At 70.4% G+C, this 15,034-nt stretch carries 13 protein-coding genes; 5 read left to right on the plus strand and 8 right to left on the minus strand.

Going from position 1 to position 15,034, the window contains the following annotated elements:
* Together O3Q52_RS32575 and O3Q52_RS32580 are read left to right on the plus strand one after the other, a co-directional pair.
* On the plus strand, positions 1-695 hold a 695-nt coding region (locus O3Q52_RS32575), incomplete at its 5' end, for a small ribosomal subunit Rsm22 family protein (RefSeq protein ID WP_332112969.1).
* 757 nt (positions 696-1,452) lie between these two features.
* Positions 1,453-2,109, plus strand: coding sequence for a TetR/AcrR family transcriptional regulator (locus O3Q52_RS32580; RefSeq protein WP_269652272.1), 657 nt, complete (start codon positions 1,453-1,455; stop codon positions 2,107-2,109).
* Here O3Q52_RS32580 and O3Q52_RS32585 read toward each other — a convergent pair.
* Positions 2,088-2,966 (minus strand): glycerophosphodiester phosphodiesterase, encoded by an 879-nt coding sequence (locus tag O3Q52_RS32585; RefSeq protein WP_269652273.1) that lies wholly within the window; start codon positions 2,964-2,966, stop codon positions 2,088-2,090. The two genes, O3Q52_RS32580 and O3Q52_RS32585, sit on opposite strands and share 22 nt — an antisense overlap.
* A 169-nt stretch (positions 2,967-3,135) precedes the next feature.
* Between O3Q52_RS32585 and O3Q52_RS32590 the strand changes: the two genes are divergently transcribed.
* Positions 3,136-3,867: a bifunctional DNA primase/polymerase gene (locus tag O3Q52_RS32590; protein ID WP_269652274.1), complete on the plus strand. Its 732-nt coding sequence runs from the start codon at positions 3,136-3,138 to the stop codon at positions 3,865-3,867.
* A gap of 229 nt (positions 3,868-4,096) precedes the next feature.
* On the opposite strand, the gene O3Q52_RS32595 is transcribed toward O3Q52_RS32590, so the two are convergent.
* The 7 genes from O3Q52_RS32595 to O3Q52_RS32625 all read right to left on the minus strand — a co-directional run bounded on the left by O3Q52_RS32595 (position 4,097) and on the right by O3Q52_RS32625 (position 11,875).
* Positions 4,097-5,101 (minus strand): hypothetical protein, encoded by a 1,005-nt coding sequence (locus O3Q52_RS32595; protein ID WP_269652275.1) that lies wholly within the window; start codon positions 5,099-5,101, stop codon positions 4,097-4,099.
* A gap of 199 nt (positions 5,102-5,300) precedes the next feature.
* Entirely contained in the window at positions 5,301-6,146 is an 846-nt protein-coding gene (gene efeU, locus O3Q52_RS32600; protein WP_269652276.1) for an iron uptake transporter permease EfeU, read from the minus strand.
* A gap of 3 nt (positions 6,147-6,149) precedes the next feature.
* Positions 6,150-7,520, minus strand: a complete 1,371-nt coding sequence (gene efeB, locus O3Q52_RS32605; RefSeq protein WP_269652277.1) for an iron uptake transporter deferrochelatase/peroxidase subunit — start codon at positions 7,518-7,520, stop codon at positions 6,150-6,152.
* A 28-nt stretch (positions 7,521-7,548) separates the two neighbouring features.
* The gene (gene efeO, locus O3Q52_RS32610) at positions 7,549-8,715 is read right to left on the minus strand and encodes an iron uptake system protein EfeO (RefSeq protein WP_269652278.1); all 1,167 of its coding nucleotides are present in this window, start codon (positions 8,713-8,715) and stop codon (positions 7,549-7,551) included.
* A 177-nt stretch (positions 8,716-8,892) separates the two neighbouring features.
* The gene (locus O3Q52_RS32615; protein ID WP_269652279.1) at positions 8,893-9,735 is read right to left on the minus strand and encodes a heme ABC transporter ATP-binding protein; all 843 of its coding nucleotides are present in this window, start codon (positions 9,733-9,735) and stop codon (positions 8,893-8,895) included.
* On the minus strand, positions 9,732-10,877 hold the full coding sequence (locus O3Q52_RS32620; protein ID WP_269652280.1) for an iron ABC transporter permease: 1,146 nt from the start codon (positions 10,875-10,877) through the stop codon (positions 9,732-9,734). The genes O3Q52_RS32615 and O3Q52_RS32620 overlap by 4 nt, the downstream gene beginning before the upstream one ends.
* Complete coding sequence (locus O3Q52_RS32625) at positions 10,874-11,875, minus strand: hemin ABC transporter substrate-binding protein (protein WP_269652281.1); 1,002 nt, start codon at positions 11,873-11,875, stop codon at positions 10,874-10,876. Before O3Q52_RS32625 ends, O3Q52_RS32620 begins: the two co-directional genes overlap by 4 nt.
* A gap of 243 nt (positions 11,876-12,118) precedes the next feature.
* Here O3Q52_RS32625 and O3Q52_RS32630 point away from each other — a divergent pair, with 243 nt between their 5' ends.
* The gene (locus O3Q52_RS32630; RefSeq protein WP_269652282.1) at positions 12,119-13,579 is read left to right on the plus strand and encodes an HtaA domain-containing protein; all 1,461 of its coding nucleotides are present in this window, start codon (positions 12,119-12,121) and stop codon (positions 13,577-13,579) included.
* Positions 13,580-13,642: 63 nt separating this feature from the next.
* The coding region (locus tag O3Q52_RS32635; protein WP_269652283.1) for an HtaA domain-containing protein at positions 13,643-15,034 on the plus strand (1,392 nt) is incomplete at its 3' end.

A 15,034-nucleotide genomic window follows, 5' to 3' on the forward strand; every position in this document is an offset into this window, starting at 1 on the left:
TGACCTGGGCCGTGAGCGCCACCTGGCCCGAGGAGCGGCCGGTGACCGTGCTCGACTGGGCCGAACCCGCGCTCGCCCTCGGCCGTGAACTCGCCTCGCGGAACCCGCTGTTGAAGTCCGCCGAGTGGCAGCGCTCTCGAATCGGAGCGGCGCTCACCATCGAGAGCACTGATCTCGTCACCGTGTCGTACGTTCTCGGCGAGCTCACGGAACAGGCCCGCACCGAAGTCGTGGACGCTGCCGCGACCGCCGCCCAGGCCGTCGTGATCATCGAGCCCGGCACACCGGACGGTTACGCCCGCGTCATCGAGGCACGCGACCGCCTCATCGGCGCCGGCTTCCACATCGCCGCCCCCTGCCCGCACAGCGCCGCCTGCCCGATCGTCCCCGGCGAGGACTGGTGCCACTTCTCGGCCCGGGTCAGCCGTTCCTCGCTGCACCGGCAGGTCAAGGGCGGCTCACTGGCGTACGAGGACGAGAAGTTCAGCTATGTCGCCGCCACCCGCTTCCCGGCGACCCCGGCCCCCTCCCGGGTCGTACGGCGGCCGCAGATCCGCAAGGGGCAGGTGCTCCTCGACCTGTGCGAGACCGAGGAGCAACTGCGCCGCTCGACCGTGACGAAGCGCCACGGCCTCCTCTACAAGGCGGCCCGCGACGCGGACTGGGGCGACGCCTGGCCGCCCCAGTCCGGCTGAGCCGTTCCGGCTCCCGGGCGAGCACGCACCCGGATCCACAGGACCTCGTCCGCCGCGTCATCGAGCGCCGTGTCCAGGTGGTATTGACGCCCTCTTCTGCCCAAGGGCAGGAGATTCCGGTCCGTATCGCTCGCGATACCACCGCGGGTTCCTGCTTCATAGGCCCCTGCCGACCCCCGAGGGGGGTTGGTCTTGCATGAGCCTCCACAGGCGTCACTTCCCGCCCGTCCGGCGGTAGGTCCGCCAACCATGTTGTCGGACGAGGCGACCCTAGCGGTGTCGCTGCGCCCTTCTGGGGTACTAGGTGTCAAGTTGGCCTCCGTTCCACCCGCAAAGATGGGTGGGTGGACGGGTGTTCGGTGTCGAGGGTTCGTCAAGCTGAGCCTGATCACCGGGCGCCCGAAGAACTCCTGCGCCTCGCCGTGCGGGCTCCTCACGTGGACCGCGGGTACCGCGGGGGCAGTTGGTGCCCATGGTGCGCCGCGAGCGGGCCTCTCGGCGGGAGCCGAACGGGTTGTTTTCGCCCCCGCCGCCCCTGCCCATTCCCGTCACTTCCTCAGGGGCTCCGCCCCCGAACCCCCGCTCCTCAAACGCCGGAGGGGCTGATCTTGAGCGGGGGTCCGGGGGCGTCAGCCCCCAGGGGAAGATGGGGCCCCGCTCGAGCGAAGCCGAGAGTGGGGGAGGGCAGGGGCGGCGGGGGCGAGGAAACGCCGTTCGGCGAGACGGAGCGTCTTGTCGGGCTGGTAAATTTGAAGGTATGGCTCACACGTCCGCCCAGCCCCCGCAGAAGCCCGCCCCCGACTCCAGCCGCCGCAGCGAGAAGTCCCGGCGGGCGATCTACGACGCCGCCCTCGCGCTCGTGAGCGAGGTCGGCTACCCGAAGACCACCATCGAGGGCATCGCAGCCCGCGCGGGCGTCGGCAAGCAGACGATCTACCGGTGGTGGTCGTCGAAGGCCGACGTCCTGCTGGAGGCGTTCATCGACCTGAGCGCCCAGGCGGCGGAGGCGGCCGCCCGCCCGGAGGTCATCGGGGAGCACGCGGCGTACGAGATCCCCGACACCGGCGACCTGGAGGCCGACCTCAAGCTGGTGCTGAGGGCCACGGTCGACGAACTGCTCGACCCCACCTTCGAGGCGCCGTCACGGGCCTTGGCGGCCGAGGGCGTCGTCAACGAACAGGTCGGCCGGGAGTTCGTCGGCAAGCTCCTCGAACCCCAGCTCCAGCTGTATGTGAAGCGCCTGCGCGCCGCCCAGGAGCAAGGCGCCGTACGCACCGACATCGACCCGCGCATCGCCCTGGAACTCTTCGTCTCGCCGCTCGCCCAGCGCTGGCTCCAGTACACGGGCCCCATCACGCACGAGTACACGGACAAGCTCGTCGAGTACGCCCTCTACGGCCTCGCCCCCCGCTGACCCCTCGCCCACCGGCCCCTCACCCGTCGGCCCTCCGCCCGCGCCAGCCGTCCAGGCGCGTCCGTGATGATCCCGTCGCAGCCGAGGGCGAGGGCACGGTCGCGCTGTGCCGGGGTCACCACGGTGTGCGCCCACACGCGGGGGATGCCGGACCTGACCGCCGTTACGAGATCGCGGTCGCGGGCCTTGTGGTCCACGTCCAGGACGTCCACGAACGACCGCCACCGCTCGGGCCGGTCCGTACGCATCTGCCGTGCCGACCGCCACAACTGTGAGACCAGGCCCATGCGGTGGGCCCGCCGCGCCACCGCCGGGTGGTTGGAGTTGACCAGCACCGAGCGGGTCAGGCCGCGTGACCTGATCATCGCGGCGAGGGTCGGCAGGCTCCGCGGGTCCTTGGCCTCCAGTATCAGCACCGTCCGTCCGCCGAAACGGTCCAGCACCTCGGCGAGCGTCGGCGGCCGCTCGGAGCGCCAGCTCCCCGGCAGCCCGTCCCCGGGGCGCAACCGGACCCCCTCCCAGTCCCGCCGGTCGAGCGCGTCCACCGGGCCGCCCATGTAGGTCGTGCGGTTCAGGGTCGCGTCGTGCATGACCACCATCGTCCCGTCGCGCAGCATCCGGGTGTCCAGGTCGAGCACCTGGGCCGTTCCGCGCTCGTACGCGGCCACGAGGCCGGACATGCTGTTCTCCGGCACCTCCCGGGCGCCGCCGCGGTGTGCGGTGTGGACGATGCGGGGGAGTGCGGACACCGTCAGCGGGCCGGCGTCCCATTCGAGCGGGGTGATCGCCCCGCCCTGCCCGACGAGGGCCAGCGACGCGAGACCCGCGACAGCCGTCAGCGCAGTCCGTGTGACCATGCCGACACCGTAGGCGGGCAAATCGTCTCAAAGTATGTAATGACACTCGATCGATGACCCGGTCGGGCATCGTCCCGCCTACCCCGGATGTGGGCTCAGGCCCCCTGTGGCGCAGGATGGTGGGACCATAGGGCATGCTGTCCGCACAACAGCCAGGGCGAGGGGATCGATGAGCGCAGAGATGGGCCGCCGCTCGGGCGGGCAGGGCAGGATCTCCCAGTGGCTGCGTGGCCGACGGCCTCGTACGGACTCGGGAGACGAATCCTCGGGTCGTGAGGAACTGCTGCTTGCCGCCGCCGGAGCCGGGCTGCCGCTCGCGCCCGCCGCCCATCCCTCCGCCTACCGATGTTCCTGTGACCGGGTCGGGTGTCCCACCCCCGCGCGGCACCCCGTGTCCTTTGCCTGGCAGACGCAGTCCACTACCGACCGGGCGCAGATCGAGCGGTGGGCGCGGCATCAGCCGCTCGCCAACTTCATCACCGCGACCGGCATGGTGCACGACGTGCTGGACGTTCCGCTGGAGGCGGGGCAGGAGGCGCTGGAGCGGTTGCTCGACCTCGGTGTCGAGGTCGGGCCCGTTGCGGTGTCCGGGGGTGACCGGATGCTCTTCTTCACGGCTACGCGTGGTACGCCCGAGGACGAGGACGAGTGGTGGCCGTGTGAGCTGGACTGTCACCCGGAGACGATGGATGAGCATCCGGGGTTGCGGTGGCATTGCCGGGGGTCCTATGTGCTGGTGCCTCCGGCGCGGTTGCCCGGTGATTTGACGGTGGAGTGGGTGCGGGGGCCGGAGCATGCGCTGCCGGATCCTTTGTCGTTGCTTGAGGTGCTTACCGATGAGTGTGCTCGGTATGCGGGGGTTGAGCGGGACCATGTTGCGGCGTGGCCCCTTCGGGGCTGACGCCCCGCCCCCTGACTCGCTGATTTGCTTTGTCTGCGGGCCGCCTGTGGCTGGTCGCGCAGTTCCCCGCGCCCCTAAAAGATTGCGCCGTTCCCCGCGCCCCCAAGACAAGACAGCGCCGTTCCCCGCGCCCCTGAAACCAAAAGACTGCGCAGTTCCCCGCGCCCCTAGAGGTGCGCCGGTCCTCGCGCCTCGCGCCCCGCGCCCCTGAATCGGTGGGACGCCCCCCTTACTCGCCCTTCGCCGCCGTCAGGCCCTGGATTCTGCCCAGGAACTCCACCTGTTGGTTCGCCGCGTCCTTGGACGGGTCCAGTACTGCCTGGTTGGAGATGGATTCCAGGGTCAGGGACTGTTTGGGTTCGCCGGTCATGAGGGCCTTGACGTCGGCGTTGGTGACGTTGATGGGGACGCCCTGGGCGGCGGTCTGCTTCTGGTAGTGGCGGGTGGTGAAGAAGACGAGGGCGCCGCCGGTGGTGGTGCGCAGGGCCACCGGGGCGTAGTCGCCGGAGGCCAGGGGCTCGTCGATGTACTGCTGGGCGAGGCCGGGGCGGCTCGCGCTCTTCGTACGGTCGGAGCGCCACTTCGTGGTGTGGGTGCCCGCGGCGAAGGTGTCGCCGCCGTCCTTGAGGTAGGTCGCGTAGTCCTGGGGGAGGTCCCCGGGCGCGACCGCCAGGTCCGCCGCGGTCGCCGTGACCGGTTCCGCCCAGCCGTCCTGGTCCTTCTTGAAGTCCGGCACCTCTTCGGCGGCGACGATCGTCAGATACGAGACCTGCCACACGTCGTCGGCGCTGCCACGGGTGAACACCAGCAGCCAACGGTCCTCGCCACGGCCCTTGTTGGCCTTCGAGTCGGTGACGAACCAGCGCGGCCAGCCGGCCTTCTTCGGGATCGTGAACTCGGTGTCGCTCAGCGCCAGCGGCACGTAGTCGGGGTTGCCGCCCGGCTGGTTCTTGCCGCCGGCCTTCAGCTTCGCGCCATCGATGTCCCCGAGGGCACCGGTGACCCGGTCCGCGTCCAGGGACGGGTCGTTGGCGCCGTTGGCCTCGTTGTAGGCGGCCGTGAAGTCCTTCAGCGCACGCGCGGCCTCGGTCTTCGTGGCCCCGGGGAGAATCTCCCGTTCCCCGTGCACCACCACGCACCCGCTCGCCGTCACCGACAGCACGGTCACCGACGCCGCCGTCAGCGCGCTCCGGCCAAGCCTGCGAGGCCTACGTGGGCCGTGATCCCTGCGCATGGGTACCGTCACCGTCACTTTCCCCTTTCCCGGAGGGGAACCCTACCGGGGCCTGTCGGCGCCTGGGTGGCGGGATCACGTAGTGCTGCCGCACCGTGATCCAGTATGCGAAGCGCTCCGCGGGGATTTGTCGGGTGCGGGTTCGTCATGGCTGGTCGCGCCCGCGCGGCGGAGCCGCACATGTCGCAGCCCCGCGCCCCTACGGGGCGCGGACCGGCGCGGGTGTCTTCGGTCGTGCATCGCCGGACCGGGAAGGGGCCAGGAAGAAGGCGAGGGTCGGTACCAAGTACAGGGACCACACCACGACTTGGAGGACCGTCGGATCCGGCTGGAAGTTGAGGACGCCCTTGAGGAGCGTGCCGTACCAGCTGTCCGGCGGGATGGTCTCGCTGATGTCGAAGGCCTTGTTGGTCAGCCCCGGCAGGAAGTCGGCCTCCTGGAGGTCGTGGAAGCCGTACGCGAGGACACCCGCGGCCACGACGACCAGCATCGCGCCGGTCCAGGTGAAGAACTTGGCGAGGTTGATGCGCAGGGCGCCCCGGTAGAAGAGGTAGCCGAGCACGACCGCCGTCGCGATGCCCAGCAGCACGCCGATCAGCGGGCCTTCCGTTCCGTCGCTGGACGCGCGTACGGACGTCCAGACGAACAGGGACGTCTCCAGGCCCTCGCGGCCCACGGCCAGGAACGCGGTCGCGACCAGCGCGCCCGTGCCCATCTGCAGCGCCGCGTCCAGCTTGCCGTGCAGGTCGGCCTTGAGATGGCGGGCCGTACGCCGCATCCAGAAGACCATCCAGGTGACCAGGCAGACCGCGATGATCGACAGCGAGCCGCCGAGCGCCTCCTGCGCCTCGAACGTCAGCTCCTGGGAGCCGAATTCGAGCGCGCACCCGAAACCGAGGGCGAGACCCACCGCGACGGCGATGCCGATCCAGATCGGCTTCAGGGCGTCCCGCCGGTCCGTCTTCACCAGATACGCGATGAGGATGCAGACGACGAGGCTGGCTTCCAGGCCCTCGCGCAGGCCGATCAGATAGTTCGCGAACACGGCCTACGCCTCCTTGGAGTTCGTGGAGCTCTTGGAATCCTTCGAGTCCTTCGAGTCTTTCGAGAACAGGGCCCGGCCCCACCAGTCGTCCTTGTCGCGGACGCCGGGCGGGACGGCGAAGACCGCTGAACCCACGTGCTGGATGTACTCGTTGAGCGCGTCGGCCGCCAGGCTCCGCTGCACCGGGATGAAGCCCTTGCGTACGTCCCGCTGGTACGCGAGGAAGAACAGGCCCGCGTCCAGGCGGCCGAGGCCGTCCGTGCCGTCCGTGAAGGAGTAGCCACGGCGCAGGAGCGTGGCCCCGGCGTTGGTGTCGGGGTGCGCGAGCCGTACGTGCGCGTCGGGTTTCATCGCCTTCAGGAACGGCTTGTCCCGCTCCTTCGCCTTCCCGACCGGAGCGCCCTCGCCCTTGTCACGGCCGAAGATGTCCTCCTGCTCCTGGAGGGAAGTACGGTCCCAGGTCTCGATGTTCATGCGGATGCGCCGGGCCACGAGGTACGAGCCGTCGACCATCCACGCCGGGCCGTCCTTCTCCTCGACCCACACGAACTTCTTCAGCCGGTCCGTCTCCGTGCCCGCGATGTTGCGGGTGCCGTCCTTGAACCCCATGAGATTGCGAGGGGTCTGGGCCTCCGGAGTCGTCGAGGACGTCTTGCCGAAGCCCAGTTGGGACCAGCGGACGACGACCTTGCCGAAGCCGATCCTGGCGAGGTTGCGGATCGCGTGCACCGCGACCTGCGGGTCGTCCGCGCAGGCCTGGACACACAGGTCGCCGCCACTGCGGTTCCCGTCGAGGTTGTCGCCCGCGAACTTCGGCAGGTCGACCAGGGCTTCCGGCCGCCGGTCCGCGAGGTCGAACTTGTCGAACAGGGACGGGCCGAAGCCGATCGTCAGGGTCAGCCGTGACGGTTTGAGGCCCAGCGCCTCACCGGTGTCGTCCGGCGGCGCCTCGGCCAGACCGCCGTACGCGCCCTCGCCGACCGCGTGCCCGGCGGTCATCCGCCGCGCGGCCTCGGTCCAGTCCTTCAGCAGCTGGACGAACGCGGCCCGGTCCGTCGTCTTCACGTCGAACGCGGCGAAGTGCAGCCGGTCCTGCACCGGGGTGGCGATGCCCGCCTGGTTCGTGCCGTGGAAGGCGACCGCGGCGCCCGTCGAGGCCGCGGTCGGTTCCGTGTCGTCGCCGTTGCGGGCCATCGCCACCGCACCGCCGGCCGCGGCGGCCCCGAGCGCGAGCCCGGCACCGCCCCAGCCGATCAGTGAGCGCCGCGACGGAGCACGGGAGACGGACTCCGCCGTCTCCTCGCTCCGGCCCGTGCTTCCGTCGGTCCCGCCGGTGGCTTCCGTCGTGTTCGTCGTGTTCGTGGTGTCCGTCATGGTGCCAGGGCCCCTCTTGCGTAACGTCCTACTTCACGACGGCGGCGGCGAGCTTGGACAGCGGCTCGGCGAGCGCGTTCACCGCGTCGGAGAGCTCCTTGCGGTCGGCCTTGCCGACCTTGTCGTACGAGGTGAAGTCGTAGGAGGTCTTGTCCTTGCGGTACCTGTCGAGCAGCGTGTTCAGCGCCGCGAACTGTGCGTCGAGCTCCTTGGTCAGCGCCGCGTCGTTCTCCGAGGCGACCGGCTTCAGCAGTGCGTACGACTTCTCCGCGCCCTCGACGTTCGCCTTGAAGTCGACGAGGTCGGTGTGCGAGTAGCGCTCCTCCTCGCCGGTGACCTTGCCGGTGGCGACCTCGTCGAGGAGCTCCTTGGCGCCGTTGGCCATCGAGGTCGAGGTGATCTCGGCCTTGCCGACCCGCTTCTGCCAGTCGGTGAGGTCGGTGACCAGCTGGTCGGCGAGCTCGGAGTCGCGGTCGGTGAGCTTCTTGTCCTGCCAGAGCGAGCGCTCCAGGCGGTGCCAGCCGGTCCAGTCCTTCTCTGTGCTTTTACCGTCCGGGCCCTCCTCCAGGCCGTCCTCGCGCACGTCGACCTTCGGGTCGATGTCACCGAAGGACTCGGCGACGGGCTCGGTCCGCTCCCAGCCGATGCGCGAGTCGGCGTACGCCTTCTTCGCGGCCTCGATGTCGCCGGCCTTGACCGCCGCGGCGAAGACCTTCGCCTTGGGCAGGGTCTCGTCGGCCTGCTCCTGCGCGTACTCGCGGTAGGCGGCGACGGCCGAGTCGAGGCGCGGGTCGCGCTTGGTGACCTTGCCACTGCCTGTGGCCGTGACGTCCTGACGGATGCCCTTGCCCTTCATGCCCGGCTTGCAGGCGATCCGGTAGTCGCCCTCCTTCACCTCGGCGGTGACCTTCTGCTTGGTGCCGGGGCCGATGTTCTCGCGCTCGGTGACGATGCGGTCGTCCGGGAAGAGGAGATAGACCTCGGTGACCTTGGAGCCCTTGTTCTCGACGTCTATCTGGATGTTCCCGGCCGGGAACTTCGTCTTCGACACCTCGCACTTGGAGTCCGTGGCGGTCACCTTGACGACGCGGTCGTCGCCGCCCGAGGCATCGCTCTTCTCGGTGCAGCCCGTGACAGCGGCCAGCGCCGCCGCGGTCGCGGCAGCGGTGACGACGGAGAGTCGAACGGCTCGCATACAGGCTCCAAGAGGGTCACAGGGGAGACACAGGTTCTCGGTGAGGCTGCCCTAACTTATCTGAGGCTTACCTGACTGAAAGCCGCCCGTCCAGTGATTCAGCTCTCATCGGTGACGCAAGGCCACGGCCTGATCACGGTGGCTCAATCCGCCCCCCACGAAATGGTCAAAGGTCGGTCAAGAACCCCTCACGGGAGCCACCAGGACCTCGCCGGTGCGCGGATGCGGGAACACCTCGACCGGCTGCTGGTAGACGTCCGAAAGCAGTCGGTCGGTGAAGACCTCGGCCGGCCGTCCGTCGGCCACCGCACGCCCGGCGCGCAGGATCACCACCCGGTGCGCGTAGGCCGCCGCGAGCCCCAGATCGTGCAACACCACGACCACCGCGTCCCCGGCGTGCGCCCTTGCGCGGCAGACCCGGAGCACCAGTTCCTGGTGGCGCAGGTCCAGGGCGGCGGTCGGTTCGTCGAGCAGCAGCAGCCGGGTGCGCTGGGCGAGCACCCGGGCGAGCGCCACCCGGGCCCGCTCACCGCCGCTGAGCGCCGAGAAGGGGCGACCTACGAAGTCCGTGACCTCGGTGGCGGCCATGGCCGAGGCCACCGCGGCGTCGTCTGTTTCCTCTGCGTACTCCTCGGGCCGTCCGGCCCAGGGCGCCCGGCCCATCCGTACGACCTCCTCGACCGCGAACGGGAAGGAGAGCGCGGCGGACTGGGGGAGCACCGCCCGGCGCAGGGCCAGTTCCTGCGCCGACCAGTCGGACGCCGGGCGACCGTGGACGCGTACGACTCCTGCGGCGGCCGGGAGATCGGCGGCGAGCGCGCCCAACAGGGTGGACTTTCCCGCCCCGTTGGGCCCGACCAGGGCCAGCACCTCGCCCGCGCGGGCGGTGACGTCCACGCCGGACAGCACCTCGCGGCCACCGAGCCGGACGTGCAGGGCCTCGGCCTCGGCGAGTACGTCGCCGGGGTGCACGGGGCCCGGAGGCGCGGGCCGCGTTCCGATCAGTCCGAGCAGCTTCACGCCCAGCCTCCTTGCCTGCGACGGGTCCTGCGCAGCAGCCAGAAGAAGAACGGGCTGCCGAAGAGCGCGGTGAGCACCCCGAGCGGCAGCTCCGCGGGCTCCACGACGGTACGGGCAGCGAGGTCGCCCGCGAGCAGGACCACCGCACCGCCGAGCGCGCTGCCGGGAATGAGGAAACGGTGGCCGGGGCCCGCCGCCATGCGCAGCAGATGCGGGATGACGAGACCGACGAAGCCGATGACTCCGGAGACGCTCACGGCCGCGGCCGTGAGCAGCGCGACGACCAGGATCAGCACGACACGCAGTCGCTCGACGTCCACACCGAGATGCCGGGCGGGCCGCTCGCCGAGGGACAGCAGGTCCAACTTCCGTGCGTAGAAGGGCGCGACGGCCAGGCCGAGGGCCGCGCACGGCAGCACCGCGAGCACCTTCGGCCAGGTGGCCTGGGAGAGCGAGCCGAGCTGCCAGAAGGTGATCTGGTTCACCGCCGCGGTGTCCGCGAGGAAGATGAACAGGCCGATCAGCGCCCCCGCGAAGGCGTTCACCGCGATTCCGGTGAGGATCAGCGTCACGACCTCCGTACGGCCGCCCGAGCGGGACATCGAGTACACCAGCAGAGCCGTGCCGAGACCCGCCACGAAGGCGAAGGCCGGGAGGGTCCAGTTGCCGAGGAAGTTCAGGCCGAGCGAGATCGCGGCGACCGCGCCGACCGCCGCGCCCAACGAGACGCCGATGACGCTCGGTTCGGCGAGCGGATTGCCGAACACGCCCTGCATCAGTGCGCCCGCACAGCCCAGCGAGGCACCGACGAGCAGCGCGAGCACGATCCGCGGGAAGCGCACGTTCCAGAGCACGGACTCGGGGACCCGGGCGAGTTCGCTGCCGCCGACTCCGGCCCGGTGCGCGATGGACGACAGGACGTCACCGGGGGAGATCTCGTACGCGCCGAGCCCGGCGGAGGCCAGGGTGAGGAGGCCGAGGAGGACGGCCGACCCGACGGTGAGCAGCCAGGGAGCGCCGCGTCGGGGTCTGGCGGGCCGTTCACGGTCGGTCGACGCCTTCGGCGCCGCAGCCTCTGTCTCGACCTCCGTCCCGGCCTCTGTTCCGGAATCGGGGGCTGCGCCCTTGTCGGTCACGGTCATTTGGCGTCCCCGTACAACTGGTCGACCAGGGACTTCAGTACCTCGTCCGTGCGGGGGCCGTAGTTGAGGAGGACGCCGTCCTCGATCGAGACGACCCGGCGCTCCATTCCGGCGGGGGTCTGGGCGACGCCGGGGATCTTGACGAGACCGTCGATGCCGCCGACGGACTCGAGGCCCTTGGACATGACGAGGATCGCGTCGGGGGCGGCCTCGGCGAGAGCCTCAGTGGTGATCGTGGTGAAGTCCTTCCCCAGACCCGACTCGGCGCCGCCGTCCACCGCTCCCGCCGCTTCGAGCAGCGAGGTGGCCCCCGAGTCCTTGCCGCCGATCAGATAGACGGAGGCGGTGCCGCGGAGGTAGAGGAAGGCGACACGCGGCTTGTCGGTCTTCTTCGGAATGTCCTTGCGTACGGCGGCGATCCGATCCTCGGAGCGCTTCGTGAGCTCCTCGCCCGCGGCCGGTACGCCGAGGGCGCGGGCCACCGTCCCGATCCGCGGGCCCACGTCGTCGAGACCCTTCGCCGGGTCGACGACGAGAACGGGGACACCCGCGTCACGGATCTGGTCCATCGCCTCGTCGGGCCCGGTGCTGGTCTCGGCGAGCACGAGATCGGGCTTGAGGGACAGGACGCTCTCCGCGGAGACGTCGTGATTGCGCGTGACCACCGGCAGCTTCTCCGCCTGCGCGAAGGTGGCGGTGATGTCACGGGCGACGACCCGGTCCCCGAGCCCCAGCGTGAAGACGATCTCACTGAGACTCCCCGACAGCGGAACAATCCGCCCGGCGTCCCTGACGGTGACCTTCCTGCCGTCGGCCGAGCGCACGGTGACCGGGAGTTGGGGGACCGGGGTGTCGGCGAGCGGCTCGACCCGATCGGCGGCGGCCTCGGCCTTGGCGGCCGGCGCTCCTTCCGGCGAACTGTCCGAGGAGCAGGCCGTCACCGTGAGCGCGAGCACCGCAAGCAGTGCCCCCGCCACTCGAGTACGCAGACGTCGCACGGTCGCGTGGTTCCTTTCGGTTCGCCGACAGGGCACGGGCGCCCTTCGGAGGGGCTACGCCCCTTAGGGGTGCGGGGAACTGCGCGACTGGCCCCCACGGTCCGCAGCCGACAAACGAACCGCAGTCCCCTCTTCTGTCTCATCCGACGCTTCCCGCATCGGAAGACATAGCTTAGGTTAGCCTTACCTTTCTTGCCAGAACCGCCCCGGATCTGGCCAGATCCCGCGCCCCGGAGGACCCGAATGCCCTCGCGCCCGCACCTACGCACCTACGTGACCCTGCTCTGCGCGGCAGTACTCGCGGCGCTGCTGCCGGCCGGAACAGCCCAGGCGGCAAGCCGAACCGTGCAGGGCGGCCGCCTGGACTGGGGCATCAAGTCCTCCTTCCAGAGCTACGTCACCGGCCCGATAGCGAACGGCAGTTTCTCCCTCACCGGCGGCGCCGCCACGGTCGGCGGCAGCCAGTTCCGCTTCCACTCGGCGACCGGCACGTACGACGGCGCCTCGGGCGCCTTCAACGCCGGCTTCTCCGGCGGTGTCCACTTCCTCGGGCACAAGAAGGACGACGGCACGTATCAGCTCGACCTCACGATCAGCCGCCCCACCGTCCGTCTCTCCGGCAACGGCGGCACCCTGTACGTCGACGTCATCAGCAAGGCGAAGGGCACCGGGGCGGTCACGACGTCCTCGCGGGTGCCCTTCGCCTCCCTCTCCCTGGGCGGCATCAACATGAAGGGCGGCGGCAGCGCGGTCCAGTTGAACAACCTGCCCGCCACCCTGACCGCCCAGGGCGCCAAGTCCTTCGCCGGGTACTACACGGCCGGCACCGCCCTCGACCCGGTCAGTCTCTCGGCGGACGTCAGGGCCGCAGCCGCCGCCGAGCCGTCGCGCACGCCGTCCCCCTCCCCGTCCAAGTCCAAGGCGAAGAAGGAGACTTCGGGCCGGATCGAGAACGGCGCCGTCGACTGGGGCGTGCGCCGGACCTTCCGCGAGTACGTCACCGGGTCCATCGCCAAGGGCGAGTGGAAGCTCACCGACGGAGCCGAGGACGGCGGTGCGCTCTTCCGCTTCCCCAAGGGCTCGGGCACGTACGACGAGAAGAGGCAGACCCTCGACGCGGCCTTCGCCGGAGCCGTCCGCTTCACCGGCGAGCAGGGCCTCGATCTGAAGCTCGGCGCGCTCCGGGCCGAGGTCACGGACGACGGAAAGGGCACGCTCTACGCCGACGTCACCGGCGCCGGCGGTGCGGGCGGCGCGGACACGGGCAGTACGGCCAAGGCGAACGGCACGACCAAGAAGGTCCCCCTGGTCACCTTCACGGCCAAGGACTTCAAGCCCAAGGACGGCCTCGCCCAGGTGACCGAGGCGCCCACGAAGCTCACCGCCGACGGCGCCAAGGCCTTCGGCGGGATGTACAAGGCGGGCACGGAGATGGACCCGGTCTCCCTCGCCGTCGCCCTGACCGACAGTGCCGAACTGCCCGCCCTGCCCGACCTGGGCAGTGCGGAGTCGGCCACCCCGGAAGCCGCGGCAGCCGAGCAGAAGACGGCCGAGCCGAAGACCGAGGCCACCGCGAGCGATTCGGACGTATCCGTCCTGCCCATCGGCCTCGCGGCAGCCTCCCTGATCGCGGTGGCCGCGGCCTTCGTGATCATCCGCAGGCGTCGTGCGCAGCCCGCCGCCGACGCCTCCGAAGAGAACTGAACTTCCCAGCGCCGTCCGCAAGTTGAGCGGACTCCCACACTGAACCGAGGAGAACCCACGACCATGGCCGCCAACCGTCGCCGCCCCATAGCCCTCGCCGCAGCCTGCGCGACCGCTGTCACGCTCGGCGCCACCGCACTCGCCGCGACGTCCGCGTCCGCCGCCGAAGTGCCCCTCAAGGGCTACGAGTTGACTTGGGGCATCAAGCAGTCGTACCGCACGTACGTGACCGGGATGGCGGCCGGCAGCTTCACGCCCGAGGGTGGCGCCACGCAGGCCAAGGACAACGGCGCGTTCACCTTCGTCAACGGCACCGGGGCCTACGACTCCGAGGCCCACACCGTGGCGCTCGGCTTCGAGGGCGGCCTGAAGATCGTCTCCAAGCTGCACGGCTTCGAACTCGCCCTGTCCGACGTGAAGTTCGACAGCAAGGCCGCGAGACTCACCGCGGACGTGACGAAGAGCGGTACGACCCAGCAGGACGTGCCGCTCGCCGAGGTCACCGTCACCCGGACGATGACGGACATGGCGACCAAGCTGACCAAGGAGGCGGGCGACGTCTTCGGCAGCTCCAGCTACTCCGGCGCCGCAGGCGACCCCCTGACGGTCGTGGAGAAGAAGACCGAGTCGCCGACGCCTACGCCCACGGGCTCCACGACCCCCTCGCCCACCCCCTCCACGACGCCGTCCACCACCCCCTCGGGCACCCCGTCCACCACCCCGTCGCAGACCACGAGCCCGACGCCGTCGCCCACCGAGGCCGCCACCAAGGGCGACATCACCGACGGCACCCTCGGCTGGGGCGTCAAGCAGTCCTTCCGTACGTACGTGGTGGACGGTGTCGCCAAGGGCAGGATCACCGTCTCGGGCGGCGCCTCGCAGGCGTCCGGCAACGGGATCTTCACGTTCCCCGACGCCACCGGCACCTACGACACGGACGAGGACACCCTCAAGGCATCCTTCAAGGGCTCGGTCAACTTCAAGGGCCATGAGACGAACGGCACTTACGGCCTCGACCTCACCCTCAGCGACCTCAAGGCGGAGGTCGACGGAGGCTCCGGCAAGCTGACCGCGGACGTCGACAGCCTCGGCGAGAAGTCCGCCGACGTGACCCTCGCCGACCTCAAGCCCAAGTCCGCCGACCTGACGGCCAAGAACGACGTCATCACCCTCGACGACGTCACCGCCACCCTCACCAGGGCCGGCGCGGAGGCCTTCGGCGGCTTCTACCAGGCAGGCGCCGAACTCGACCCGGTCGACCTCTCGGTGGCCCTGTCCGACGACGCCGAACTCCCGGACCCCGACCCGACGTCGTCCAACGGCGGGACGGGCGGCACCACGGGAGGCACGACCGGCGGCACGACCGGTGGCGCGGGCACGACCGGCTCCACCACGGGCGGCGTGACGGGCGGCCTTGCCTCCACCGGCTCCGACGTCCCGGTCGGCGCCCTGGGC

Source organism: Streptomyces sp. ActVer, assembly GCF_027270795.1.
GTDB classification, from domain to species: domain Bacteria; phylum Actinomycetota; class Actinomycetes; order Streptomycetales; family Streptomycetaceae; genus Streptomyces; species Streptomyces umbrinus_A.

What these genes read in the sequence shown, in the direction of transcription:
- O3Q52_RS32580 (WP_269652272.1), top strand. Translation starts at nt 1,453, where the DNA reads ATGGCTCACACGTCCGCCCAGCCCCCGCAGAAGCCCGCCCCCGACTCC.
- O3Q52_RS32585 (WP_269652273.1), bottom strand. Translation starts at nt 2,966, where the DNA reads ATGGTCACACGGACTGCGCTGACGGCTGTCGCGGGTCTCGCGTCGCTG.
- O3Q52_RS32590 (WP_269652274.1), top strand. Translation starts at nt 3,136, where the DNA reads ATGAGCGCAGAGATGGGCCGCCGCTCGGGCGGGCAGGGCAGGATCTCC.
- O3Q52_RS32595 (WP_269652275.1), bottom strand. Translation starts at nt 5,101, where the DNA reads ATGCGCAGGGATCACGGCCCACGTAGGCCTCGCAGGCTTGGCCGGAGC.
- efeB (WP_269652277.1), bottom strand. Translation starts at nt 7,520, where the DNA reads ATGACGGACACCACGAACACGACGAACACGACGGAAGCCACCGGCGGG.
- efeO (WP_269652278.1), bottom strand. Translation starts at nt 8,715, where the DNA reads ATGCGAGCCGTTCGACTCTCCGTCGTCACCGCTGCCGCGACCGCGGCG.
- O3Q52_RS32620 (WP_269652280.1), bottom strand. Translation starts at nt 10,877, where the DNA reads ATGACCGTGACCGACAAGGGCGCAGCCCCCGATTCCGGAACAGAGGCC.
- O3Q52_RS32630 (WP_269652282.1), top strand. Translation starts at nt 12,119, where the DNA reads ATGCCCTCGCGCCCGCACCTACGCACCTACGTGACCCTGCTCTGCGCG.